This window comes from Simplicispira psychrophila DSM 11588 (genome assembly GCF_000688255.1).
Lineage (GTDB): Bacteria > Pseudomonadota > Gammaproteobacteria > Burkholderiales > Burkholderiaceae_C > Simplicispira > Simplicispira psychrophila.
In genome coordinates this window covers 215,204-241,467 of record NZ_JHYS01000005.1, presented here as the reverse complement: position 1 = coordinate 241,467, position 26,264 = coordinate 215,204, and the positions used below count along the sequence as shown (strand labels likewise).

Annotated in this window: 18 protein-coding genes and 1 pseudogene; 11 read left to right on the top strand and 8 right to left on the bottom strand. The window is 62.9% G+C overall.

Annotated features, from left to right (window positions below):
* Positions 1-53: 53 nt before the first annotated feature.
* Positions 54-1,220, bottom strand: coding sequence for a 4-hydroxyphenylpyruvate dioxygenase (hppD, locus tag Q390_RS17925; protein WP_051603116.1), 1,167 nt, complete (start codon positions 1,218-1,220; stop codon positions 54-56).
* 226 nt (positions 1,221-1,446) lie between these two features.
* Here hppD and Q390_RS0107645 point away from each other — a divergent pair, with 226 nt between their 5' ends.
* The 3 genes from Q390_RS0107645 (at position 1,447) to lnt (ending at position 4,785) form a co-directional block, all read left to right on the top strand.
* A complete protein-coding gene (locus Q390_RS0107645) occupies positions 1,447-2,184 on the top strand; it encodes a GNAT family N-acetyltransferase (RefSeq protein ID WP_027995526.1) in 738 nt (245 codons plus the stop codon).
* Positions 2,185-2,281: 97 nt separating this feature from the next.
* Positions 2,282-3,157, top strand: coding sequence for a CorC family transporter (locus tag Q390_RS0107640; RefSeq protein ID WP_027995525.1), 876 nt, complete (start codon positions 2,282-2,284; stop codon positions 3,155-3,157).
* Complete coding sequence (gene lnt / locus Q390_RS0107635) at positions 3,064-4,785, top strand: apolipoprotein N-acyltransferase (protein ID WP_245606878.1); 1,722 nt, start codon at positions 3,064-3,066, stop codon at positions 4,783-4,785. Before Q390_RS0107640 ends, lnt begins: the two co-directional genes overlap by 94 nt.
* Before the next feature lie 160 nt (positions 4,786-4,945).
* On the opposite strand, the gene Q390_RS19090 is transcribed toward lnt, so the two are convergent.
* Positions 4,946-9,163 (bottom strand): Ig-like domain-containing protein, encoded by a 4,218-nt coding sequence (locus Q390_RS19090; RefSeq protein WP_051603115.1) that lies wholly within the window; start codon positions 9,161-9,163, stop codon positions 4,946-4,948.
* A gap of 170 nt (positions 9,164-9,333) precedes the next feature.
* Between Q390_RS19090 and Q390_RS0107625 the strand changes: the two genes are divergently transcribed.
* Positions 9,334-11,292, top strand: a complete 1,959-nt coding sequence (locus Q390_RS0107625) for a sensor histidine kinase (RefSeq protein ID WP_084153816.1) — start codon at positions 9,334-9,336, stop codon at positions 11,290-11,292.
* Positions 11,246-11,932, top strand: a complete 687-nt coding sequence (locus tag Q390_RS0107620) for a response regulator transcription factor (protein ID WP_037472433.1) — start codon at positions 11,246-11,248, stop codon at positions 11,930-11,932. Before Q390_RS0107625 ends, Q390_RS0107620 begins: the two co-directional genes overlap by 47 nt.
* On the opposite strand, the gene Q390_RS0107615 is transcribed toward Q390_RS0107620, so the two are convergent.
* Both Q390_RS0107615 and Q390_RS0107610 read right to left on the bottom strand, forming a co-directional pair.
* On the bottom strand, positions 11,929-12,375 hold the full coding sequence (locus tag Q390_RS0107615; RefSeq protein WP_051603114.1) for a CoA-binding protein: 447 nt from the start codon (positions 12,373-12,375) through the stop codon (positions 11,929-11,931). The two genes, Q390_RS0107620 and Q390_RS0107615, sit on opposite strands and share 4 nt — an antisense overlap.
* A 33-nt stretch (positions 12,376-12,408) precedes the next feature.
* Complete coding sequence (locus Q390_RS0107610) at positions 12,409-14,670, bottom strand: thioredoxin family protein (RefSeq protein ID WP_027995520.1); 2,262 nt, start codon at positions 14,668-14,670, stop codon at positions 12,409-12,411.
* Between the two features lie 91 nt (positions 14,671-14,761).
* Here Q390_RS0107610 and Q390_RS0107605 point away from each other — a divergent pair, with 91 nt between their 5' ends.
* Positions 14,762-15,634, top strand: a complete 873-nt coding sequence (locus tag Q390_RS0107605; RefSeq protein ID WP_425423940.1) for a creatininase family protein — start codon at positions 14,762-14,764, stop codon at positions 15,632-15,634.
* Positions 15,635-15,726: 92 nt separating this feature from the next.
* Here the strand turns inward: Q390_RS0107605 and Q390_RS0107600 are convergent, their stop codons facing one another.
* From Q390_RS0107600 to Q390_RS0107590, 3 genes and pseudogenes are all read right to left on the bottom strand, one after another.
* Complete coding sequence (locus tag Q390_RS0107600) at positions 15,727-16,554, bottom strand: ABC transporter permease (RefSeq protein ID WP_051603113.1); 828 nt, start codon at positions 16,552-16,554, stop codon at positions 15,727-15,729.
* Positions 16,555-16,842: 288 nt separating this feature from the next.
* Positions 16,843-17,055, bottom strand: a pseudogene (locus Q390_RS0107595) (PDDEXK nuclease domain-containing protein); the annotation flags it as partial.
* A 135-nt stretch (positions 17,056-17,190) separates the two neighbouring features.
* Positions 17,191-18,150: an ATP-binding cassette domain-containing protein gene (locus tag Q390_RS0107590; RefSeq protein ID WP_051603112.1), complete on the bottom strand. Its 960-nt coding sequence runs from the start codon at positions 18,148-18,150 to the stop codon at positions 17,191-17,193.
* A gap of 306 nt (positions 18,151-18,456) precedes the next feature.
* Between Q390_RS0107590 and Q390_RS0107585 the strand changes: the two genes are divergently transcribed.
* From Q390_RS0107585 to Q390_RS17915, 5 genes are all read left to right on the top strand, one after another.
* Entirely contained in the window at positions 18,457-20,274 is a 1,818-nt protein-coding gene (locus tag Q390_RS0107585; protein ID WP_051603111.1) for a PHA/PHB synthase family protein, read from the top strand.
* The gene (locus Q390_RS0107580; RefSeq protein WP_027995514.1) at positions 20,264-20,683 is read left to right on the top strand and encodes a hypothetical protein; all 420 of its coding nucleotides are present in this window, start codon (positions 20,264-20,266) and stop codon (positions 20,681-20,683) included. Before Q390_RS0107585 ends, Q390_RS0107580 begins: the two co-directional genes overlap by 11 nt.
* Positions 20,684-20,761: 78 nt before the next feature.
* The gene (gene fabI, locus Q390_RS0107575; protein ID WP_027995513.1) at positions 20,762-21,541 is read left to right on the top strand and encodes an enoyl-ACP reductase FabI; all 780 of its coding nucleotides are present in this window, start codon (positions 20,762-20,764) and stop codon (positions 21,539-21,541) included.
* A gap of 46 nt (positions 21,542-21,587) precedes the next feature.
* Positions 21,588-23,024, top strand: coding sequence for a bifunctional enoyl-CoA hydratase/phosphate acetyltransferase (locus Q390_RS0107570; protein WP_027995512.1), 1,437 nt, complete (start codon positions 21,588-21,590; stop codon positions 23,022-23,024).
* Between the two features lie 14 nt (positions 23,025-23,038).
* Complete coding sequence (locus Q390_RS17915; RefSeq protein WP_051603110.1) at positions 23,039-24,289, top strand: acetate/propionate family kinase; 1,251 nt, start codon at positions 23,039-23,041, stop codon at positions 24,287-24,289.
* A gap of 251 nt (positions 24,290-24,540) precedes the next feature.
* Here Q390_RS17915 and Q390_RS0107560 read toward each other — a convergent pair whose 3' ends face one another.
* Positions 24,541-26,253, bottom strand: coding sequence for a tannase/feruloyl esterase family alpha/beta hydrolase (locus Q390_RS0107560; RefSeq protein ID WP_051603109.1), 1,713 nt, complete (start codon positions 26,251-26,253; stop codon positions 24,541-24,543).
* Between the last annotated feature and the right edge of the window lie 11 nt (positions 26,254-26,264).

Below are 26,264 nucleotides of genomic sequence, written 5' to 3'. Positions count from 1 at the left end.
GGCTGTAGCGCTGATGTAATAAGCGCTACATGCTATTTAATTAATAGTGCTAATCAAACCGCTTCGCCGGCCGCCTTCGCGGTTGCCGGCGCTTGCAGCACGCCGCGGCGCATCTGGTCGAGTTCGATACTTTCAAACAGCGCCTTGAAGTTGCCATTGCCAAAGCCGTCGTCGCCCTTGCGCTGGATGAACTCGAAGAAGATCGGCCCGAGCTGGTTTTCACTGAAGATTTGCAGCAGCAGCTTGCCAGCCACGCCGTCGATCAAAATTTTGCGCTGCTGCAGTTCGGCCAGCGGCTCGCCGTGGCCCGGAATGCGCTGGTTCACCAGTTCGTAGTAGGTGTCGATGGTGTCGAGCAGGCGCACACCGCTGGCGCGCAGTGCGTCCACCGTGGCATACAGGTCGTCCGAGCCCATGGCGATGTGCTGGATGCCCTCGCCGCCGTACAGGTCCAAATATTCCTGGATCTGGCCGGCTTTTTCTTTGCCTTCCTCGTTGATCGGAATGCGGATCTTGCCGCAGGGGCTGGTCATGGCCTTGCTTTTGACGCCCGTGACCTGGCCCTCGATGTCGAAGTATTTGACCTCGCGGAAATTGAACAGGCGCTCGTAAAAGCTGGCCCACTCGCCCATGCGGCCGCGGTGCACGTTGTGCGTCAGGTGGTCGATGTAGGTCAGGCCGTGGCCCGGCGGCGCCAGCGCTGCTGCGGCGCTCAGACCGGGCAGGGCCTCAAAGTCCACGTCGTAAAAGCCGATGTTGCCGATATCGCCCGGCTGCGCGCCGCCCTTGCCGCGCCAGCGGTCCACCAAGTAGATCAGGCTGTCGCCAATGCCCTTGATGGCCGGAATGTTCAGTTCGCCCGGCCCGGCCTTGCCGGCGTAGCCCCAGGCACCGAGCGTGATGGCGCGCTCGTAGGCCGCCTTGGCGTCGTGCACCCGAAACGCAATCGCGCACACGCTGGGGCCGTGCAGGCGGGCAAAGCGCTGGGCAAAGCTGTCGGGCTCGGCGTTGATGATGAAGTTGATGCTGCCTTGGCGGTACAGCGTGACGTTCTTGTGCCGGTGCCGCGCCACCGGCGTGAAGCCCATGGCGACAAAAGCCCGGCCCATGGCAACCGGGTCGGGGGCGGCGTATTCGATGAATTCAAAACCATCGGTGCCCATGGGATTGTCCCAGGCGCAGGCGTCTGGGCTGGTGGTGGACGAGAAAACTGCATTCATGGTGTCTCCTGGGGAGTGAGCCGAAATTTTGACCCTTCACCCGGCCAACCCCAAGAGGAATTGCGCTAGCAGGGGCGGTGATTTAACCCTGTTTGGTGGTACTACAACACTCGGCAATCAGTATAAGTATTTGATTTAATAGAAAAAATCACCAATGCTGAGGAATTTGTTGCAGCGCAACAAATAATGCTTGGAGAGTTGAAAAAAAAGACCTACATTGGTTTACATGACTGCAACCAAAGACTGGCTCAAAGCATCCTGGGACGCTGGCATTGATCTGCTACACCCGGTGAGTGACCGCGTTGACGGTGATGCTCCCCCCCCTCCTCCTCCTGTCTCTGTCAGAGCCCCGGTGGTGGTACCTATCCGCTCGCTCGGTCCGGCGTACCGCGAGCGCATTGCCGCGCACTTGCTGGCGCTGGACGATTCCGACCGCTACCTGCGTTTTGGCTACAAAGCCAGCGACGAACAAATCAGCCGCTACGTCGCCCAGCTGGACTTCGAGCGCGACGAAATTTTTGGCATTTACAACCGTCGCTTGGAGTTGATTGCCATGGCGCATGTGGCGTTTGCCACCGACCCTGAGCACCACCAGTGCGCCGAATTTGGTGTCTCGGTGCTGAAACAAGCACGCGGGCGCGGTTACGGTGGGCGCCTGTTCGAGCGCGCCGTGATCCATGCGCGCAATGAAGGCGTGGACATGATGTTCATCCACGCGCTGTCAGAAAACACCGCCATGCTGAAAATTGCGCGCAAAGCCGGTGCTGTCGTCCAGCGCGATGGCGCCGAATCCGAGGCCTTTCTGCAGCTGCCTCCGGCCAATCTGGATACGCGCATGGCGGCCATCATTGAGCACCAATTCGCTGAAATCGACTACCGCATCAAGCACCAGGCCAAGCAGTTCTGGGACTTTCTGGCCCGGATGCAGGCCCTGCGCACCGGCGCACGTTCGGCGCGCAGCTAAAAGCCGGTTCTGCGGGCGGGCCTCTGGGAGTGTGGACACCACAATCCAGTATCCTAGGGGCCTTGTTTCACTACCGCACGTCCTGCACTCCAAGGCTGTGTCCGATCCCCATCCCGCGCGTTTTTTTGAAAAAGAAGACAAGCGCAGTTTTCTGCAAAAAATTGCCGAGTTCATCCACCCCGGTCCGGACTCGCACGAAGAGCTCATTGCCATTCTGGCCAGCGCTGAAGACAACCAGGTCATCAGCGCCGAGTCGCGCATCATGCTCGAGCGCGTGATCCGCATGGCCAGCCTGACCGTGGGCGATGTCATGGTGGCCGCCACGCGCATGGACACCATCAACATCGATGCGCCGTTTGAGCAATTGCTGCACCTGATCATCAACACCGCGCACTCGCGCTTTCCGGTGTACCAGGGGGAACGCGAAAACATCATCGGCATCCTGCTGGCCAAAGACTTTCTCAAGCTGCAGCGTGCGCCCGAGCTGAATATCCGCGCGCTGCTGCGCCCAGCGGTGTTTGTGCCCGAGTCCAAGGGACTGAACGATCTGCTGCGCGACTTTCGCAGCAACCGCAACCATCTGGCCATCGTCATCGACGAGTTTGGCCGCGTCGCCGGCCTGGCGACGATCGAGGACGTGCTGGAAGAAATCGTCGGCGAGATCGAAGACGAATTTGACATTGGCGAGGAAGAGGGCGACATCTTTGCCCTGGCCGACCACACCTATCGCGTCAGCGGCGACACCCCGGTCGAGCGCGTGGCGGAGGCCTTTGGCGTGCCCATCGCCGGCAGCGATGCGGATGAAACCTTCGACACCATCGGTGGCCTCATCGCGCATGAAATGGGCCATGTGCCCAAGCGTGGCGAGCACCTGCCGTTGTGCGGACTGAATTTTGTTGTGCTGCACACCAAGGGCGGCGCGGTGCGCTGGTTCAAGGTGTCGGCAGCGCCACCCGAGGCCGGCGCAACTTGATGGCGTCGGCTCCAGCGCCCTGGCGGGAATCCCGCACTCTGTATTCCACCCCCTCCCTGCACCCTTTCTGGACTGCGGCACGGCCGCGCGCGGCGGCGCCCTGGCATTGGCCGCTGGCCCTGCTGGCCGGACTGGCGCAGGCGGCGTCACTGGCGCTGCCCGGCAGCGGCGCGCCGCAGTGGTGGTTGCAACTGGCCTCGCTGCTGACGCTGGCCTGGCTGGTGCGCCCCGGTACGCCGTGGCGCCGTGCCGCCGGGTTGGGTTGGGTGTTTGCAACGACCTGGCTGGCCGGGACGTTCTGGTGGCTGTTCATTTCCATGCACACCTATGGCGGCTTGGCCTCGCCCCTGGCGGTGGCAGCGGTGCTCGGTCTGGCTGGATTTTTAGCGCTGTATTACGCCGCCGCTTTAGGGATTTTTAGTGCGCTAGCGCCCAGCCAGCGTGCGCTGGCTGCTCTGGTTTTTGCTGCGCTGTGGTTGCTGGCCGAATTGGCCCGAGGCGTGTGGTGGACCGGTTTCCCGTGGGGTGCGGGCGGTTATGCCCATGTCGAAGGCCCCCTGGCGGTGCTGGCGCGCAGCATCGGCGTGTATGGCATTGCCGCCGCGGCTGCCGCGCTGGCGATGCTGCTGGCCCAATGGCGCCCCAGCGACCTGCGCAACCTGCGCGCTTGGGCGCTGGCGGCGGCCGTCCTGGTCACGCTGACGGCGCTGTCCTGGCAGCGCGAGCGCGCTATCGCTGCACCCAGTCTGCCCGCCACTGCGCCCCTGACGCTGGCGCTGCTGCAAGGCAGCATTCCGCAAGATGAAAAATTTCAGCCTGGTAGCGGCGTACCCATGGCCCTGCAGTGGTACAGCGACCAACTGCGCAACGCCACGGCGCAACTGGTGGTGGCGCCCGAAACCGCTATCGCTCTGTTGCCCCAGCAACTGCCGCCCGGCTATCTGCAGGTGATTGAAGACCAATACACCCGCGGCGCGCAGGCCGCTTTGGTGGGCATTCCGCTAGGCGACTTGGGGCTGGGCTACACCAACTCGGTGCTCGGCTGGAAGCCCGGAGAGCGTGCAGCGTACCGCTACGACAAGCACCATCTGGTGCCGTTTGGTGAGTTCATCCCGCCATTTTTTCGCTGGTTTACCGAGCTGATGAACATCCCGCTGGGCGATTTCAGCCGCGGCGCACTGGTGCAGCCGCCGTTTGTTTGGCGCGGCGAGCGCTTGGCGCCCAACATTTGCTATGAAGACCTGTTTGGCGAAGAACTCGGCGCCCGCTTTGCCGACCCCGCTAACGCGCCGACGGTGTTTGTCAACTTGAGCAACATTGCTTGGTTTGGCAACTCGCTGGCGATTGACCAGCACCTGCAAATTAGCCGGATGCGCACGCTCGAATTTGAGCGCCCGATGGTGCGCGCCACCAACACCGGCGCCAGCGCCATCATCGACCACCAAGGCCAGGTCACTGCGCACTACGAACATGGCCGGCGCGGCGTGCTCACCGGCAGCGTGCAAGGGCGCAGCGGCGCACCCACGCCGTATGGCTGGTGGGTGGCGCGCTTTGGTTTGTGGCCGCTGTGGTTGCTGGGGGTGGCGGTGGTGCTGGCGGCGCTGCTGGGGCGGGCGCGGCGAGATTGAGTCCCCTGCACGCAGCGCGCATTCGCTATTTAAACCATAGCTGCTAGCGCACGTATTCATTGGGCTAGAGACCGTTTTGGCATAAAAAACCCCGCTTTTGCTGGAAAAGCGGGGGGTTTACGGCACCCGTGGCGCGCTACAGATTTGCTGACCTCACCAATCAGGCAATCACGATTTCGCCTGCGCCAAAGGTGCCGGTGAAAATGCCGAGGATTTTGAGTTCCTCAGGATTAACCTGAACCATATCAACGGTCGTATCCGTCCAGACATAGACGCCAAATTTTCCTGTCTGGTCAAAGTCACTGGCTTGTACGGCAAATATCTTGCTGTTGGCAACAGGTGCCCCTCCTCCTTGGAAGTTAGGGAATCCTCCACGCAGCAGCTTAGCGACCATGTCTTTATTCGTCAGGTTGGCAGCCGATACCGCAACCTCTCCCCCCCACACATCGCGGTTTGCGGCTGCTAAGACCGTGCCAATAGCGATACTTGCTTGTGCAAAATTGACGCCGCCAGTGGAGGCAACAACTTCGCCGGTGATGCCCCCCAGCGCATCCTTCAAGCTGCCCGTGATGTAGATGGCATGCTCCGCTGAATCGAAGCCGGTCACCACGTCGCCGGTGGTGCCGCCATCGTCCGTACCGGTGTAATTCAGCACAAAGGTGCCGGCACCCAGCTGGATGGTGTCAGCACCGCCCAGACCGGTGACGACGGCGGCAGCGCTGGCCGTCGTGACGTTGGTCAAGTTGATGGAGTCAGCATCGCTGGTGCCATTAAGAAAGAGCTGGCCGAATCCCGCGTTAACCGCTAGCGTGTTGCCAGTGACCTGCGCCGCGTCTGCCGTGACAACTTGGTTAAGGCCCAAATTGAGCACATCCACCTTCGCCATAGCGCCGCCCACGGCGGTGAGTGCCGCTGCATCCATGCCCGTGCTCGCCACCGTCACCGTGGCGGTACCGGCTGTTTTGCCCAGCAGGCTGGTGATGACTCCTGCAACCACGTCGCTGCTCACGGTAAACGTGCCGGTGATGCCATCGGCTTTGACTTTGCCGATATTCGTCGCTACCTCGGCCAACTGCGCAGCGCTCATGCCGGTGGCATCGACACTGGCGTTGGTTCCTGGGTAACCTAGAAAAGCCAAGAAGATGTTTTGGGTATCTTTGTTCACCACCAAACCAGCCGCCGCCGTGGTGAAGTTCAGCGCTGTATTACCGCCGATGCCCGCATAGGCGTTGCCGGCCAAGTCGGTGAAGGCGGTGGCGGCAATTTCGACGTAATAAGCGGTGCCTGCTGCCAAATCGGCCGTGGGGTTGATGGTGATCACGTTGTTGGCAATGCTGACTTGTGCATCCCCCACGGCCATCGTTGCCACCACGCTGTTGTCAGACACCTGCTTGATGACGATGTTGCCGCTGCCGACTTTGACGTTTTCGCTGAAGGTCAGCACCAGATTAGCGCCCACGGCCACCTCGCCGGCGTTGTCTGCCGGCAGGCTGGAAGTGAGCGTAGGCACCACGCCATCGACCAGAACACCGGTAGTCGCGTCCATGTTAGGAAGCGTCAGCACCAAGGTGTTGCCCGCCGCATCTTGGAGCGTGCCGCCATTCAAGGCCAGCGCGCCCACCGTGATGCCGTCGGTATAGGCTTGACCGGCCTCCACGGTATAGCTAAACACCAAGGCCTTGCTGCCGCTGCCGGAGACGTAGTCGGCCTGCACGGTGGTGCTACCAATGGTCAGCGCCAGTTGGGGCGTGCCGCTGACGGTGACCGCCTCGTCGGTGTTGAGCGTGAAGGTCAGCGTCTCGCCCAGCTTGTAGGCGGCATTGGCCGGCACGGCCACGCTGGTGATGGTCGGGGCGGTGGTGTCGGCGATAGCGGGCGCGTCAACAAACGCAAGATCGCTCGCCTGTGTGCCTTGCAACTTGACCACGATGTCGCTGGTCTGCGCGCCGGCGGTGCCGTCGGTCTGGATGACGTAGGTGTCGGTGCCGTGGACGACGGCGGTGGTGAATGTTTGGCTGCCAGCGGCCGTGAGCACGGCGCTGACCCTCTCCCAAGCGCTGGCACCGATTGCTGCGCTACCGCCAAAGCTGACGATGCCGTTGGAGGTGCCTTCAACGGTCAGGAGACCGTTACTGCCCGTGTCGCTCCAGATGCTGTTGTCATTCACCACGGCCGCACCGCTGGGCAAGGCCAGCTTGTCATGCGCCGTATCGAAGCCGGTGATGACATCCATGTTGCTGTCGTCCGCTTGCAAGGCGTAGGAGTCAGAGACGCTGCCATTCGTTTTGACATACAGGGTGTCGTGGCTGCTGCCTTCATCCAATTTGATGAGGTCTCCGCCCTTGCCCGCCGTGATGCTGGTGGTGGCGTTGCTGTTGTAGGTTTGAATATCCAGCGTCTGCACGCCGTCCGAGCCGGTGATGGCCACATTGCCGTCGCCACCGATGACCACGCCCGAGGCCTGCGCCGCCGTCAAGGTCAGCGTGGGTGCGGCTTGCGATGCATCAGAAAACACCGAATAGGCCTTCACGCCACCCAAAGAGATGTTGCTGGAGATGTCCATGCTGCTGGCGACAAAAGCGGCGACTTGCAGCTCTGGGGCAAATTTTGAGAGGTCGGTCGCCGCTCCCAGCAGCACCCATACGGTGCCTTCCCCACTGACCGCCTTGCCACTGATGTCAGCACCTTTGGCCTGCAGTGCCTGCCCAGCCGCCACCACGATGGTTTTAGCGGTGGCGGCGCTAGAAAAATCCACCGTTTGCGCCGCCTCTACGCCACCACACGCAAAAGTAGCAACATCGTTCAGCATGGTGAAAGTGATGAAATCTTGCGCCGTACCGCTGAAGCTGACCCGCCCCGCGTCAGAAACGGTGACGATGAAAGAAGGAGCCAGCGTAATCACGCCCGTAGAAGCGGTGCTGACGTTGCCGGCGACGTCCACGGCAATGACTTGGTAATTCCCCGTGTCCAAGCCGGTGGTGGCCAGCGCGGTGGCGGTGTCGGCAGCGCTGGCCGTAGCTTTGGTGGCGGTGCCAGCGGTCACCAGCGCTTCGAGCGAGGCGCGGTCGGTCACGCTGGCATCCGACTTGACCAAATACAGCGTGCTGCCCGCTTCGCTGCTTTGCGCGGTGGTGACGCTGTCGCCGACCATGACGGTGGCCGCCGTGACGCTGCCAGTCGGCGCGGTGGTGTCCACCGTCACCGCCAGCGCCGTGGAGGCGGTGCTGGTGTTATTGGCGGCATCGGTGGCCTTGGCGGTGAGGCTGTGCACGCCCTCGGTCAAGGTCACGTCAATGCTGAAACTGCCGCCCGTAGCGGTGCCCGTGCCCAGCACGGTGGTGCCGTCGGTGTCGTACAGCTTGACGGTAGCACCGGCCTCTGCCGTGCCGGTGATGGTCAAGGCGGTGGTGTTTTGGGTGATGTGGTCGGTGCTTGATGCGCCGGTGTCGTCGGCTGCGGCCAAGTCCAGCGCGCTGGGTGCGGCTGGGGGCGTGGTGTCGGGCGCGGGGCCGCCGCCACCACCAGAATCGCCACCGCCACCGCCACCGCCACCACCACCAGAATCGCCACCAGGATTAATCACGACGGCACCATCACCAAAGCCGCCCGAGGCAATGGCGCTGTCCAGTTCGGTCAGCGTCACGCCGGGACGCAGGGTAGTGAGCGCTTCGGTCAGCGTACCCATTCCCAGCAGCGTGGTCAGCGCTGCGCCGTTGCCCGCCGCCGTCCCGACAATGGTGTTGAGCAATTGCACCAAAGCCAGCGGGTTGGCCCCGCCCGCTGGCGTGCCCAACAGATCCGTCAGCTGGCCGCTGCTGCCGCGCAGCGCAGTGATGATGGTCGGATGGGCCATCGCGCTGGCCGCCAGCGCCACGCCGGCCAAGGCTAGGGCGGCAACGTCCGCCGCACTGGTGTCGGCGTTGGCGGCTTGGATGATGAGGCGAGCCGCCTCAGTCGCCGCTTTCCCGCTGTAGCCCGCGCCGTTGGCAGGCAGTGCAGCGGTAAATTGATCGGCCAACTGCTGGCGCACGGCCACGGTGTTGGCATCTGAGCCCAATGCACCTTGGTGAATGCTGATGGCCATTTGGGCCATAGTGATGCGCCCAGCGTCAACCTCGCCGAGCCAGTACGCCGCACCCGCGGGTTCAGGCGGGCGATTCAGCAAGTGCTGGTACAGCAGGGCGATGTGCTGGGGCGTGCTCAGTCCGCCAAAATTGGCTGTCGATTCGGCTGAATTGGCAAATACATCGGCGATGTAACTCAGATTGCCACCGGCAAGCTGCAGCTGCTGTGCCCAATAGGCCATGCCACCAGCATCGGCCGGGCGGCCGTAATAGGCCAAGTAAAACGCGGACACAAGTTGTGGGTGGCTGGCCATGTGGATGCTCCTTTTTTTGGGGGGAAATGCTTTTTTGCAGCACGCCTGTCAGTGGCGTGGCGATGGCCTCGCTTTTCTTCAGATGAAAAACAAAGCACATTCAGCAACACTCTAGTCAGGCCCTTCTGAGAAAGCTTGCCAAAGCTTGCCAACCCCAAAAACCCACGCTTATGCCCCGAACCGCTCACGCCCCACTCACAAGACTCCTTTGGTGGTGGGCACTGGCGCTGGTGCTGTTCACGGCCCCCAGCAACGCCGCCGATGCTTGGAGCATCAACGACCTCGCCGTGCTGGCTGACCCGCATGGGGCGCAGACCATAGCCAGCGTCAGTCAGCCGGCGCGGGCGGCGCAATTCAAACCGATGCCCTACGGTTTTTCTGCCGGCTTTACGCGCACTGTGCACTGGTTGCGCTTTACGCTGCACGCACCGCCGCCCAACGCCAAAGGCGAGCGTGAGGTGCTGTTAGAAATCCACCCGCCGTATCTGGACGATTTGCAAATTTACCTGTCGCAGCCGCAAGCGGGCAGCGCTTTTGAAGTTCGTCGCGCCGGCGATTTACTGCCGCACGCGGCCAAAGAATTTCCGCACCGGGCGTTTGTGTTGGCGGTCGATTTTGCCGATGCACGCCCGCGCACGGTGTATGTGCGGCTGCACACCACCAGCAGTTCGGTGCTGGCCGTCAAGGCGTGGCACCCCAAGGACTTTGCCGAGCACACGGCGTGCGAATACGCGCTGCTGGGGGTGCTGTTTGGCCTGTTTTTTGCCGGACTGCTGGCCAACCTGTGGCAGGGGCTGTGGCGCAACGAGGCCCTGCATCGCCGTTTCATCGCCTACATGGGTGCCACACTGGTGAATTTGAGCGGTGTCAACGGTCTGGCGGCAGAGTTTTTGCTGCCGCATTCGCCCTTCTGGGCCAGCCACTGGGTATCACTAGGCACACTATTGGTAGCGTTGTTTGGCGTGCGCTTTTACATGCTGGCGCTCGACATTGACCACGCGCCGCTGTGGATGCGCTGGGTGTACCGTGCGCAATTCTGGCTGGCGCTGGTGTGCTTGCCGGCACCGTTTTTGAATCTCTACCCAGAAGCGGCCAGCGTGGTGCTGCCGTTTATCTCGCTGACCTTGATGACCGGTACGGTGCGCAGCGTGCAACTGTGGCGCCAAGAAAACAGCACCGGCAAGTTTTTGCTAGCAGCGCACCTGTTTAGCTTGGCGGGCACGCTGTCAGTGGTGCCTACGCTGCTGGGCTGGCTGCCGGGGCAGTTGTGGTTGATTTATGGCTTTCAGCTGGGGCCGCTGGCCACGCTGCTGGCACTACAGCTGATGCTGACGCGGCGCGTGCAAACCATGCAAAACCAACTACACCAAGCTGCGCTAGAGACCGAGCGCGCCCAAGCCACCGCCCAGCAAGAACGTACCGAGCGCGATCACCAGCGGCATTTTTTGTCGATGCTGACGCATGAGCTGAAAACACCGCTGTCGGTGATCCGTATGCGCTTGGGTGCCAAAGACCCCACAGCACGGATGCAGACCTACGCCACACAGGCGGTCAACGACATTGACGCTATTGTCGAGCGCTGTGCCTTGGTCAGCCAAATTGACGACCAGGCTGAGATTTTTCAGCTACAGCCTTGTCGCATCGACGAGTTGCTCAGCGAAGTGCTGGCGCAGCAGCCAGCAGCGCAGCGCGTTTCGCTGTATCTGGCACCCACCGCCAGCGCCGCCGCCGTGCAAAGCGAACCCCTGCTGCTGCGCACGGTGCTGGGTAATTTGATAGATAACGCGCTGAGATATTCGCCGCCGGACAGTACGGTGCAAATGGATGTGGAGTTGAGCACCCAAGACGCGCGCGCTGGTGTGCGCATCCAAATCCAAAACGCCGTGGGCGTGGCCGGCTTGCCCGACCCGGCGCAGGTGTTTGAAAAGTATTACCGCTCTCCTGGCGCGCACCAGCAAAGTGGCTCGGGGCTGGGGTTGTACATCGTCAAGGCGCTGGCCGAGCAGCTGGGCGCTAGCATCGTCTGCCGGCAAGACGCCGGTTTGATTGTTTTTGACCTCTGGCTACCGATGGAGTGCGCCCATGCCGATACAACTACTGGTGGTGGAAGACCACTTGGCTTTGCTTGATGTCACAGTCGATGTTTTGGCGGCGCAAGGATACGAAGTCATTGGCATCTCCAGCGCCGAAGCCATTGACGAGTTGCCGGCCTATTTTGTCGCCGACATTGCCATTCTCGACCTCAACCTACCGGGCGAAGATGGTCTGAGTTTGGCGCGGCGCTTGCGCCAGATTCAGCCACGCATCGGCATCATCATGGTCACTGCGCGCCATACGCTAGCTCACAAATTGGCGGGTTACGAACACGGTGCCGACATTTACCTCACCAAACCCACCCAGCCCGAGGAGCTGTGCGCCACTGTGCAAGCGCTGGCACAGCGGCTGCACCACAGCGGCACACTACAGCCCAGCGCTTTTGCGCTCGACACCGCTGCCGAGCTACTCAAAACACCCCTAGGCGACCTAGCGCTGCGCACTTCTGAGGCAGTGCTGCTGCACGCCTTGGTGCTGGCACCACAACGCACGCTGGAGATTTGGCAGGCGCTAGAAAAACTCAACAAACCCATCGACGAGCAAGGCAAGGCACAACTAGAAGTGTTGGTCTCGCGCCTGCGCGGCAAGCTGCTGGCCCATGGCGCACCGGCCAATCCGATCCGCCCGCTGCGCGGCCGGGGCTATCGGCTGTGTATGCCGCTACAAGTCGATTAAGACTGGGAACGCTGCAATTTGCCTATTCGCACCAAGCGCTGGTGCTCGACCAGCACGCAATGGTCTTGCACCACCTGCAGGCCAGCGGCGCGGGCGCGCTCGCAGGCAGCGTCGTCGCGCACGCCCAGTTGCAGCCACAGCGCCTTGGCGCCAATGGCGATGGCTTCGTCGGCAATCGGCGGCACGTCGGCGCTGTTGCGAAATACATCGACCAAGTCGATGCGCGTGTGCTGCGCGGCCTCGGTCAGCGTGGGCCAGCAGCGCTCACCCAAAATTTCGGTGGCCATCGGGTTCACCGGCACGATGCGGTAGCCCTGCTGTTGCAAGTAGTGGGCGACATGGTGGCTATCGCGCTCGGGCTTGGGCGAGAGGCCGACCACGGCAATCGTGCGGCAGTCTTGCAGGATGGACACAAAGGTGTCGTCAAAAGTAGGCTGGGACATGGGCAGGCTCCGGTGAAACTAAAGATGGCAAATTCACAGCGAGGATAGCGCGCCGTGCACCTCGTCCGTGGTCAAGATTTCGGTCATCACCACCGGCGGCTTGCCCGGCGCGTACAGCACGTACACCGGCACGCCGCTGCGCCCCAGTTGCGATAACGCCTCTGTGATGTGCGGGTCGCGGCGCGTCCAGTCGGCGCGCAGCAGCGCGACCTTGCGCGCGGCAAAGTCGTCCAGCACGGCACGGTTGGCCAAGGTGGTGCGCTTGTTGTATTGGCAGGTGACGCACCACGCGGCGGTGAAATCCACAAACACCGGCTGGCCGCTGGCGTTCAGCGCGGCGACGCGCTCGGCACTCCACGGCTGCCACGTATTGGACGTGGCGGTCGCTATCGAATCAATAGCTGCTAGCGCTTGTGTTTCGGGCATTTGCGTGACATTTTTACCGACAACCGCCAGCAGCCAAGCGCTAGCAGATATCAAAATAGAAGCGAGTACCCAGCGGGTACGTCCGCGCAGCGTCAGCGCCCAGACCACCGCACTGCCGGCGACCAGCAGCACCAGCAGCGCACCAGCACCGTCGATGCCGCTTTGCTGGCCCAGCACCCACACCAGCCACGCCACGGTGGCAAACATCGGAAACGCCATGCCGCGCTTGAAGGTGTCCATCCACGCGCCGGGACGCGGCAGCCAGCCGACCACCGCCGGAATCCAACTGGCGGCCAGATACGGCAAGGCCATGCCGACGCCTAAAGCGGCAAATACCAGCAACGCCTGCGTCGCCGGCATGTCAATTGCAAAGCCCAGCGATGCGCCCATGAACGGTGCGGTGCACGGCGAGGCAATCGCCACGGCCAGCACGCCGGTCAAAAAGGCGTCGGCGGCGGGGTGGCGCAGTTGCAGCGCGGCCAAGCGGCCGGGGGCGAATTGGCCAAACTCGAACACGCCGGCCAAGTTCAGGCCAATCAGCGTGAACAGCGCTGCCAGCGCCGCCACCACGGTGGGCGATTGCAACTGAAAGCCCCAGCCCAGTTGCTCACCGGCAGCGCGCAGGGCCAGCAGCAAGCCGCCCAGCGCCAGAAACGACAGCACCACGCCGGCGGTATAGGCCAGCCCGGCCTGGCGGTGCGCCCGCCGGTCGCTGCCGTGTTTGGCAAAGCCCATCACCTTGATCGCCAGCACCGGGAAGACGCACGGCATCAGGTTCAGGATCAGGCCGCCGAGCAAGCCGCCCAGCAGCGCCATGAGCAAGGTGCGCAGGCGGGTGATATTGGCCGGCGCGGAGGCAGGGGCTGCACTCAAGGCGCGGTTGGCTTCCAACGCGGCGGCCAGCGCGGGTGACACCACGGCGCCGGGGGCGGCGGCGCTCCAGGCACCCTCGACTGTGGCCACGGTGCGCCAGGCGCGCGCGCCGTCAGCACCGGCGGTCGTGGTTTGTGGCGGTGTGGTCAGGGCCAGCACCAAAGGCAGGTGGGCCAGACTTGCACCGCGCTCGGGCGACAGCGGCAGGGTGGCCGTCCAGACGTCACCTTGCCAAGCCTGCGTCCAGCCACTGCCGGATTCGGCCGCGTGCACGATGACGGCGGGCGCTTCAGAAAACAGTTGTAGCGTTTGTCCGTGCACGGCCACCGGCAGGCCAGGGATGCGGATCTGCAATTGCTCGCCATCGACGCGCACGCTGCTGTCACCGCTGAGCGGCTGCGGTTGTGCTGCCAGTGCGGCATCGAAGGCGCTGGCGTGCAAGGCGGTAGAGCCACGCAGTGGCAATTGCAGGGTGAAGTCGCCTTCTTCGGGAATGCATTCGAGCTTGCAAGCCAGCCAGGTGGCGTGCAGGCGCACGGTGAGGGCCTCGCCCGCGCCCGCCAGCAGGGGCGCCTTGAAGTCAGGGAGCAGTTGCAGCGGCACTGGCAGCAGCACCGTGCCGTCGTAGCCGTAGTTGGCCATCTGCTCGACGCGCAGTTTTTGCGGCACCGGCCAGGCGATGTCACCGACGTCTGCGCCCTCGGGCAGCGTCCAGGTCAACTCGGTCGGCAGGCCGGAATCGCCGGGGTTTTTCCAGTAGGTGTGCCAGCCCGGCTGGTGCGTGAGCTGCAGCCCCAGCCACAGCGGCTGGCCCGGCGCCACGCCCTGCGGCGCGTGCGCCACCAGTTCGGCACGCACACGCGGCGTACTGACCACAGTGCTGCTCTGGGCGCTGTCATTTTTGAAGCTGAATTGGGCGTTAACGCCGGTGGATAAAGCGCTGGCAGCTATGAAAAAGAAAGAGAGAAGAAGGCGTTGGAAGAAGCGGTGCGACATAGGCTCAGTGGGAGCGCAGGGCAGCGCTTTGGTTCCAGGGGTGCGGCGGATGGTAACGGCTGGCTGCGCGGCGCCGGTGCTATCCCCTACCATGCGTGGCATGAATCCTTCCCCTGTTTCACCCCCCGCCTGGCCCTCGCGCTGGTGGGCCGAAGTGTCGGCGCGCGACTTTGCTGCGGCCCAGCACAACGGCCTGGCCGCCGCCACCGTGGCGGTGCTGCCCGTCGCCGCCACCGAGCAGCACGGGCCGCACCTGCCGCTGTCGGTCGATGCGGCGCTGCTGCACGGCGTGCTCGACGCCGCGCTGGCGCAGCTGCCGGCCGGGCTGCCGGTGCTGGTGCTGCCACCGCAAAACGTCGGCCTGAGCCCCGAACACAGCCGCTACCCCGGCACGCTGACGCTGGCGCCAGCCACGCTGCTGGCGCTGTGGACGCAGCTGGGCGAGTGCGTGGCGCGCGCCGGCATCCACAAGCTGCTGCTGTTCAATGGCCACGGCGGCCAAGTCAGCGTGATGGACATCGTGGCGCGCGAACTGCGCACGCAGCAGCAATTGCTGGTCTACAGCGCCAGTTGGTTCAGCCTGCCGCTGCCGGAGGAGGTGGCCGGCCAGTTCAGCGCCGACGAGCACCGCTTTGGCATCCACGCCGGCGACATCGAGACCTCGATGATGCTGCACCTGGCGCCGGGCACGGTGCAGATGGAACATGCGCGCGACTTCCATTCCACCTCGCAAGACCGCGCCGCGCGTTACGCCCTCCTGGGCAACGGCAAAAGCGCCAAATTCGGCTGGCAGATGCAGGACTACCACCCGGCTGGCGCGGTCGGCAACGCTGCTGCCGCCAGCGCCGACAAAGGCCGCGCCGTGGTACAGGCGGCGGCGGCGCAACTGGTGCTGTTGCTGCAGGAATTGCACGATCTGCCACTGAGTACGCTGGTGGAAGCGCCGGATCTGGCGGCGCGCTGAGGAGCCAACAGTTTGGGGTTAAAAGTGCTGCCAACGCTGATGCGATAAGCGCTTGCAGCTATTAAAAAAGATGCTTGCAAAGCAGCCGGGGCTCACCGGGCAAAGCGCCGCCGCGTCAGCGCCAGTGCCAGCCAGAACGCCAGCAGCGTGGTGACTGCCAGCACCAGCGCGTGGCGTAGCGGCTGGGCCGGCCACTGGTCCATGAACATCGGGCGCACCAACTCGATGGCGTTGGTCAGCGGCAGCCAGTCCGACACCGCCCGCACCAGCGGCGGCAGCTGTTCGCGCGGAAAGAACACGCCCGACAAAAACATCATCGGCGTGAGCACCAGCGTGAAGTAGTAGGTGAAGAAGTCGTAGCTTTTGGCCAGCGCGTTGAAGATCAGCGCGATGCTCGAAAACATCACACCCACGCCCAGCAGCACCGGCCAGGCCACCCACAGTTTGGGGCTGTGGCTGATGCCCAGTGCCAGCATCACGCCCAGAATGGCGGTGGCGCTGAACAGCGCCTTGAACGCGGCCCACAGCATCTCGGCCAGCACAATGTTGTCCAGCCCGACGGGCGTGTTCAGAATGCCGTCCCAGGTTTTTTGCACTTCCATGCGCGAATAGGCGGAATACAGTGCCTCAAAACTGGCGGCGTTCATGGCGCTCATGCAGATTGAGCCGCTGGCCAGGAACAGGATGTAGGGCACCTTTTGCCCGTTCACCGTCAGTTCGCCGACCAGCGCGCCCATGCCGTAGCCAAAGGCCACCAGCCACATCAGCGGCTCGGCAATGTTGCCCACCAAGCTGGGCACGGCCAGCTTGCGCCAGACGCGCAGGTGGCGCAAAAACACCGGCCACCAGCGGCCCGAAAGGCCGGGCGGACGCCAGATCGAGGGACCGGCGGTGCGGTCGGGCAGGGTGGTGGAGCGCATGGTCGTATTGTGCGCATTTGGCGCGCGCCGCTGCGGATTACAGTGGCCGGAAGTTTTTATGTCCATCTAAGGCACCATAAGGACGCTCGACACCCCGCTCTCCCCCATTCCACCAAGGTCATGCTGCTCGGCTCGGGCGAGTTGGGCAAGGTGTGATGGATCAATTTTGAATGAAATTGGCTTCTAGCCCTTATCCATCAAGCGCTGGCAGCTATATTTTCAGGAGTTATTTTGCCTGCAATGGGTGCTTGGGCAGGCCAAGAGTCAGTTCTTCTGGCAGGCGCGTGCTCATTCCCCGCCCCTCAGTTCGCTCTCGATCTGCTCGATGCTGGGCAAGTTGGTTTGCAACGCAGCGGGCAAGGATTCGACGAGCTGGTAGTGCGCCACGCCAATGGGCTGGGCGGTATCCCGCAGCGCGTATTCGGCCACCACCTTGTTTTTGTTCTTGCACAGCAGCAGGCCGATGGTCGGGTTGTCCTGTTCGGCCTTGACCCGTGAGTCTTCGCTGAAAACCATTAAAACTACCCTCTCTTTATGTTTTTGAGATGCTCAGATTTCCATCTGACGTATCTCGGAGCTGTCTAGCAAGGGGGCTGCCAGGCCGTGCCGAAAGTGCGCCTGATGGGAAGTCTGGATTCAGCCATCTTCGCGGATCTGGCGTCCGGTGAGTTTGAGGAACAGGTCTTCCAGATTTGCCGGGCGGTGCAGCACGCGCAGCGCGGTGTGGGCGGCCAGCGCCTGCAGCAGGGGCGCGGCGTCGGGGGTGTAGAAAAACACCGTCTCGCCGCTGACCTCGACGCGCGCCGCCAGCGCGGTCAGCGCGGCGTCGTGCTGCAGCGCCAGCGCGCCGGTGCCATAGACCTCGACCACGTCGCGCTCCAGGTGCTGGGCAATCAGCGTGCGCGGCGTGCCCTGGGCCAGGATGCGGCCATGGTCGAGCACCAGCAGGCGCGAGCACAGGCGCTCGGCCTCGTCCATGAAGTGCGTCGTCAGCAGGATCGAGGTGCCCTGCTGCACCAGGCGCTGCAGGCGCTCCCACATCAGGTGGCGCGCCTGTGGATCCAGCCCGGTGGTGGGTTCGTCCAGCAGCAGCAATTGCGGCGCGTTGACCAGTGCGCGCGCCAGCGACAGGCGACGCTTCATGCCGCCTGAAAGTTCGCCGGGCTTGGCCTGCGCCTTGTGGGTGAGTGCGGCAAATTCCAGCAGGCGCGGGATGCGCTCGTCCAGCGTGGCACGTGACAGGCCAAAGTAGCTGCCATAGACGCGCAGATTCTCGGCGCAGCTGAAGTCCGGGTCGAGCGTGTCGAACTGCGTCACCACCCCCAGTTGCGCCTTGATGGCCAGGGCGTCGTGCGGCATCTGCAGCGTGGGTGTGCCACCCGGCGGCTGGTAGGTCACGCTGCCGCCATCGGGCAGCGCCAGCCCCAGGCACAGACGGATGGTGGTGGTTTTGCCGGCGCCGTTGGGGCCAATCACGCCCAGACACTCGCCCGGTGCAATGCAAAAGGACACGCCATCGACCACGGTGCTACCGCCGTACTGCTTGCGCAAGGCATGGACTTTTAGCAACGGTGCGCTGGAGGTCGCGTTATTCATGCTTTCTATTGTGTGGTATAGATTTTTAGACAGAAAATAAATGCTGAAAAAATAAGCATAAAAATGGCCTCTAGGGCTTTCTGAGCCTGCGCTGGCAGCTATTTGTTTAATAGTTTATGGAAGAGTAAAAATAGAATAGCCAGGCACGCGCCCCCCTAAAAAACCAGCTGTACAGGATGGTCTTTGCCTGATTTTGGTCAAATTTTGTGCTGGAGCAACTACTGATACAAAGCCGCGACAAGTGTGAAATTTGGCATACTCACTCTCTTGTAACCAAACGCAGCAAATGCATACCAGAGGTTGTCCATGGAAAAGAAGATGAAGTCTAGTGTGGCGTCTCAGCGCCAAGCTGAAGCAGCCAAGGCACTGGATGAAATGTGCCACTCCCAGTTGTCGCGCAGCAGCATGGGTTTGTCGCCCATTTCCCTGGCAATGGCCAGCGCCGATTGGGCCATGCACATGATGGCCTCGCCAGGGCGCCAGATGGTGTTGGCGCAACGCGCCATGGCCCTGACCCAGCAGGCCCTGCTGGCGGTGTCCAACCCGGAGACGGACGATAAAGGCGAGCCAGTGCCCGATATGGACAACCGCTTTGGTGATGCTGGTTGGAACCAATGGCCTTTTGCCACTCTGAAAGAGGGCTTCAAGGCCAGCGATACGTGGTTGCGTGAAGCCACCCAGGTCGATGGCATGTCGCGCCACAACAGTCAGGTGGTGAATTTTTTCGCGCGCCAGATGATGGACTCACTCGCGCCTTCGAACTGGCCGACGACCAACCCTGAAGTGATCAAAAAGGCCTGCGAAACCGGTGGTGAAAGCCTGCGCGCGGGCTTCCAGCTCCTTAAGGAAGACATGGCCGAGGCGCGTGCCGCTAAAAACGACACCGCTGCCGGCGCTGAATCGCTGCAGCCTCTGACCTTCGCAGTGGGCAAAGACGTGGCCGTGACGCCGGGCAAGGTGGTGTACCGTAACCACCTGATCGAGCTGATCCAATACACGCCGACCACCGCCAAGGTCTACCCGGAGCCGGTGCTCATCGTGCCCTCGTGCATCATGAAGTACTACATCCTGGACTTGTCACCGAGCAACTCCATGGTGCGCTACTTAGTGGGCCAGGGCCACACGGTGTTTGTGGTGTCGTGGCGCAACCCCGATGCCTCCGACCGTGACCTGAAGATGCAGGACTACCTGCGCATGGGCGTGATGGAGGCGATGGCCGCCGTCAAGCAGCGTACCAAAGCACCGCGCATCCACACCCTGGGCTACTGCCTGGGCGGCACCTTTCTGGCCATCGTCGCCGCATCGCTAGGGCACAAAAGCCTTGGCGTCGATGGCCGAGTGCCGCACCGCCGTAGCCAGGATCTGCCGGACATGCCCGAGCTGGCCAGCGTCACGCTGCTGGCCGCGCAGACCGACTTCAGCGAGCCGGGTGAAATGGGGGTGTTTATCGATGACGACCAGCTGATGACGCTGCGCCAGAAAATGGACAGCACCGGTTATTTGTCGGGCCGCGCCATGGCCAGTTCGTTCCAATTTCTCAACTCGCGCGATCTGGTGTGGTCGCGCAGCACGCGCCGCTACCTGTTGGGCCAGGAGGACGCCGACTTCGACATGATGAGCTGGAACGCCGACGTCACCCGCTTGCCGGCGCGGATGCACTCTGAGTACCTGTCCTCGCTGTTCCTGAACAACGCCCTGGCCGCCGGTCAGTACCGCGTGGCTGGCGAGACCGTGGCGCTGATGGATATTGACGCGCCGATGCTGGTGGTAGGCACCGCGCGCGACCATGTTTCGCCGTGGCGCTCGGTCTACAAGATCAACCTGCAAACCGACACCCAAGTCACTTTCATTCTGGCTGCCGGTGGGCACAACGCCGGCATCGTGTCCGAGCCGGGTCGCCCGCGCCGCAGCTACCAGATTGCCTGCACCGAAAAGAACCAGGGCTGGATGGATCCCGACGACTGGGTGGCCAATGCGCCGTTGCGTGAGGGTTCGTGGTGGGAAGCCATGCACACCTGGCTGCAGGAGCGTTCCGGCAAACCGGTGGCGCCTCCGGCCATCGACCCGGCAAACGTGTTGTGCGATGCGCCTGGCGAATATGTGATGGTGCGGTATGCCGACTGAAAAAGACGGCACGGCAGAGGCGCTGACTGCGCAATTGGAGCGCATGTCCAACTCCGTCGAACAGCTCAGTGCCCGCATTGCGCGCTTGGCCACGCTGCTCGACGTGAATCTGCAAAACGACAACGAGCTTGATCGCCTGCTGAACATGGATGGGGGCATCCCCGGCGGCCATGAACGCCGTGTCAGTGCCCTGCCGCCTGCTGGTCCGGAGCGGCGCAAGTCAAACCAGCAGGAAGAACTGCGTGCCCTGCTGGTGCTGCGTTATGGTGTCTCGCGCCGTTACGTGGAGCGTGTGGGCGTGCAAGCCACGCGCTGTATTTTGGTCAATGCCCAGGATCAGTTGGAGCTGGAAGGCTTCAAGCCTGGCGCTGCCGGCGTCGACCTGCGCCGTGTGTTTGACGGTTTCTGAATTTTTCTTTTTTAGCACTTTGGTGCCTCTGCCAGCAAGCGCGGTATGACCGTCCCTGGCTTTTTTGGAGTTTTTTCTATGACGCTCAATCCATCCCCCTTCAGCTTGGCAGGTAAAAAGGGTCTCATTCTGGGCTTGGCCAACGAGCACAGCATCGCCTGGGGCTGCACCCAAATGGCCCACGCTATGGGCGCTGAAGTCGTGGTGTCGTGTCTGAACGAGAAGGCGCGCCGTTTTGTCGAGCCCCTGACCGCACCCATCGGAGTGGAGCTGGTGCCCTGCGACGTCGAGCAGGAGGGTGAACTGGAAAATCTGGTGGCGCGTGCTGTCGAGCGCCTGGGCCACCTGGACTTTGTCGTGCACTCGATCGCCTGGGCGCCGCTGGCCGACCTGCACGGCCAGGTGATTGACAGCTCCAGCGCCGGTTTTGCCCGCGCCATGACGGTGTCGTGCCACTCCTTTGCCAAGTTGGCCCATCTGTGCGCGCCGCACATGCCCAACGGTGGCAGCATGCTCAGCATGACCTACCTCGGCGCGGACGAAGCCGTGCCCAACTACGGCGTGATGGGCCCGGTCAAGGCCGCCTTGGAGTCGATGGTGCGCTACATGGCGATGGAGCTGGGTTCCAAGCGCATCCGCGTTCATGCCGTCTCGCCCGGCCCGATCCTGACGCGCGCCGCGTCCGGCATTGCCGACTTTGACGCGCTGATGGCCAACGCCGTGCGCAAGGCACCGCTGGGCCGTCTGGTGCACCTCGAAGAGATTGCCCAGTTGTGCAGTTTTCTGTGCTCCGACGCGGCTTCGGGCATGACCGGCCAGACCATTTATGTCGATGGCGGCTGCCACGCCATGGGCTGATTTTTTAACCTTTGCCTCTGTCATCCAAGGATCACCCGCCATGAACATGAATTTGACCCAAGACATCCAATGGCTTGAAAACGTCACTTACGACGAACTCTCCATCGGCCAAAGCGCACGCCTGCTGCGCACCCTGACGCAAGCCGACATCCAGGCTTTTGCCGCCGTTTCCGGTGATACCAACCCAGCCCACCTGAACGCCGAATACGCCAACGACACTTTGTTCCACGGCGTGATTGCGCACGGCATGTGGGGCGGTGCGCTGATCTCGGCGCTGCTGGGGACCGAGTTTCCCGGCCCGGGCACCATTTACCTCGAACAGAACCTGAAGTTCGTCAAGCCGGTGCGCATTGGCGACACGCTCACCGTCACGGCCACCGTGATCAGCAAGGACGATGAGAAAAAACGTGCCGAGCTGGACTGCCAAGTGGTCAACCAAAAAGGCGCCGTCGTGCTGCACGGCACTGCCCGCGTCATGCCACCGACGGAAAAAGTGCGCCTGCCCAAGATCAATGCGCCGCAAATCCAGCTGTTCGACCCGGAAATGCGTTTCAAGGAATTGTTGGCGCTGGCCGCCGGCAAAGAAGCCGTACGCTGCGCCGTGGTGCACCCGTGCGATACCGGCTCGCTCAGCGGCGCCATCGATTCGGCCCGCCACGGCCTGATCGTGCCGGTGCTGATTGGCCCCGCCAAGCGCATCCGTTTCGTTGCGGCAGAAGCCAATATCAGCCTCGAAGGTGTGGAAATTGTGGATGTCGAGCACAGCCACGCTGCCGCCCAGATGGGCGCTGGCATGGCCGCACGCGGCGAGGTCGAAGTGATCATGAAGGGCAGCCTGCACACCGATGAAATGCTCAAGGCCGTGCTGGCTGAGCCCTCGCTGCGCACCGGCCGGCGCATGTCGCACGTGTTCCGCTTTGACGTGCCGCTGTACCCCAAGCCCCTGCTGATCACCGATGCCGCACTGAACATCCGCCCCAATCTGGCAGAAAAGGTGGATATCATCCAGAACGCCATCGACTTCGCCCGCATCATGGGCGTGGACCTTCCCAAGGTGGCCATTCTGTCGGCGGTCGAAACCGTCAGTGCCCATATTCCCTCTACCCTGGACGCTGCCGCGCTGTGCAAGATGGCCGATCGCGGCCAGATCCAGGGCGGTATCCTGGACGGCCCGCTGGCGTTTGACAATGCCATCTCCGCCGAAGCCGCTGAAATCAAGCACATCACCTCGGTGGTGGCCGGTCACGCCGACATCCTGGCGGTACCCGATCTGGAGAGCGGCAACATGCTGGCCAAACAGCTGGAATACCTTGGCGGCGCGACGGGCGCTGGCCTAGTGCTCGGCGCGCGCGTGCCCATCGCTCTGACCAGCCGCGCCGACGGTCCGCGTGCCCGTGTGTCTTCGGCGCTGCTGGCCGTGCTGGCGGCCTACGACGCCCGCCGCGAGCGCACGGTGCGCGCCGCTGCCCTGCTCAAAGACTGAAAAGGCGGACTGCCATGGCTATTCTTGCTGTCAACGCGGGCTCGTCCTCGCTGAAATTTTCACTGCACCCGCTGCACGCAGGTGAGGTGCAGGCCAGCGTGCTGACCGGCAACATCCAGGGTCTGGAGCCGGACGGTGCGCCCGAAATCGGCTGGACCTTTGCCGGCCAGCGCCACACCGAGCTGCTGGCGCTGGACCCGGCGCAAAGCGCTTTTGTGCAGGCACTGGCGCGCTTGCGCGCCCTGCTGGCGCAGCTGCAGGGCACGCCCGCCATCATCGCCGTGGCACACCGTGTGGTGCATGGCGGCCAAGAGTTTCGCGAGAGCGTACTGGTCACCGATGAGGTACTGGAGCGCCTGGCGCGCCTGAACTCGCTCGCCCCGCTGCACCAGCCGCACAACTTGGAAGGCATTCGCTCGTTCCGCTTGGCCTTCCCGGAACTGCCGCAGGTGGCGTGTTTCGACACCGCTTTCCACGGCACGCTGCCCGAGGTGGATTACGCCTTTGCCTTGCCGCAATCACTGGCTGCGCAAGGGGTGCGCCGTTACGGTTTCCATGGCCTGTCGTACCAATTCATCATGGATGAATTGCTGCACCACTCGCTGCGCGCGCGCGGTCGGGTGCTGATGGCCCACTTGGGCAACGGCGCCAGTCTGTGTGGTGCCAAAGATGCCAAAAGCTGCGCCACCACCATGGGCTTTTCAGCGCTGGATGGCTTGATGATGGGTACGCGCAGCGGTGCGCTCGACGCCGGGGTGCCGCTGTACCTGATGGAGCAGGGCTGGACACACGCGCAGATCGAAAAGCTGCTTTACAAGCAAAGCGGCCTGTTGGGCGTGTCGGGCATTTCTGCCGACATGCGCCGCCTGCGCGCCGACGGCTCGGAGGCTGCAAAGCGCGCTATTGATCAGTTCACGCACCGGGTGGTGCGTGAAACGGGTGCTTTGGTGGCCTGTATGGGGGGGCTCGATGTGCTGGCCTTCAGCGGTGGCATTGGCGAAAACGATGCCGTGCTGCGCGCGCAGGTGTGCGAGCGCCTGGGCTGGTTGGGTGTGCAGATCGACCCGGTGCGCAATGCACAAGCCAGCGCCGATCTGGGCGCGCAGGCGATCCACGCGGCGGATAGCTTGGTCGAAGTTTGGGTCGTGCCGACCGATGAAGGCCGTGTGGCAGCGCGCGAAGCGTCCCGGCTGATCCGCCAGGACACCTCCAGTGGTGCCCACCCGATGCAGGCCGAGCGCCTGATGACTGCAGATATGGTCTAAAAATAGGTTAAAAGCGCCTGCAGCCCTTTTGGGATAAGCGCTTTAAGCTATTTATTTTATAGTGGATGCGCGCTGCAGGGCTGGATGGCCTATAGTGGTGTCGCAGCCTGATCCCGGAACATGGCCCTGATGGGTGGTGTTCCGGGTTTTTTTGTGCCTGCAACCTGGGCAGCGACGGCTTTGCTGGACGGAGCATGTATCGAAAAGCTGCTTCCACCAAGTGCAAGCAGCTAACCATTGAATAAAAAACCTTACTGCGTCACACAGCTAAAGCTCTCCGCCTGGTTCACATCGCCTGCGCCGTTATAGCGTGGCCACGTGGGGTACTCACACAGTGGCCGAGTGCGGCCGGGCACGCCGGCGGTATCGCTCACCACTTGCGCCGTGGGTGCGGTGCCGGTGGTTACCCACTGGTCCAGTGCCTTGAGCGAATCCCAGTTGGCGTTGAACGTGGTGCTGGCGGCGTGGCCGTAACCCGGTACTTCGTAGTAGCGGGCAAAGGACTTGACGTTGGCGGCGCCCATGGTTTGCGTTAAACGCTGGTAGTACTGCTCGGTGGCGCGGGTGCTGACCAGTACGTCCGCCGTGCCGTGCGCCATCAACAGCTTGCCGCCGCGCTGGTTGAAGGCGGAGAGGTCGGTGCTGTTGATGTCTTGCAGTTGGCTCAGTTGGTGGATGCGGTCGGTCCAGACCCCGGGGTTTTGCGGGTCCAGCGAGAGCGTGTCAAAGTTGGCATCGCGTGTCACAAAGTTGCGCACCCATTGGTCCCAGAACACCGCCCAGTAAGGCGCGGTCAGCGGCGCCGGGCTGGCGGGGGCAGTGGTATTCATCGCCAGCAGGTTGACCGTGGGTTGCAGCGGGCTGCTGCCTTCTTCGCCCAGATCGGCGCCCCACACGTTAAAACCCGGGTACTGGGTTTCGCCACTGCCGAGCGGGGCGTTGAAGGTGATGGCGGTGTTGTAGGTTTTGAGTGCGCTGATCATTGCGTCCGATAGGCACTGATCGCCTTCGTTGCTGCCGCTGGCGCAGCGCAGGGGGGCGCCGTTGACTTGGGCGGTAGCCGGGTCAAACTGCGCGTTGCAGGCCGCTACGTTACTGATCACACCGTCTGCAGCGCCATCCAATGCATCGCACTGGGCGATGGCGGACTGGTGCAGCAACTTGCGCTGGGCCAGGCTGGGGTAGGCGCCGGGTTGTGCAAAAGCGCGGCTCAGGCGGCCAAACTGCAAGTCCAGGCTGGCTGCGTTCCAGGCTGGGTACCAAGCGACGACGCCGTCCCAATCAGCAGGCCATTTTTGTGCCACGGCGAGGGCCTCGCGGCCGCCGGTCGATCCCCCCAGGAAGTAGCGGCGCTCGGGCTGTTTGCCGTAAAAGCGGGTGACCAGTACATCGGCCACGTCACTGACCTTCTTCAAGGCGTTGCCTGAGAAGTTGGCCACTGCCTCGTCGTTAGTGCCAAAACTGCCATCGCGGCTGCCGGCGGCGCCCGCTTGGTGGCCCGAGTCGCTGGCAAACACCGCGTAGCCTTGGGCCAGCAAGGGGTAGGCGCCCTGGCTGGCCGGGGCGGCGGGGTAGGTGTAGAGGCTGGGCAGGACGCCGTTGTAGCCGCCGCCTCCCAACATCACGACCTTGCCGTTCCACTCTTTGGGCAGCAACAGTCCCATTTTGATAGCGGGTGCTGCAGGATCGACGGGTGCAATGCTGATATTGGCGCGCACGGAGGCAGGGGGCTGGGCTCCGCTGGCCGCAGATGGGGTTTCAATCGACGTCACGGTGGCGCCTTTGGTGGGCAGGCCGATCTTGCCTTCAGCCACTTGCTGGGTCGCAAGGTCTTTGCTGGCGTCATCAAAATTAAAACGATGCGAGTCGTTTCCACCGCAGGCGGTGAGGGCCAAGGCGGCACTGGCAAGGGCAAGAAGGCGCCAAGGGGTGCCGTCGGTAGGGGGGATAGAGGGGGAATGCATCACGCGTTGTC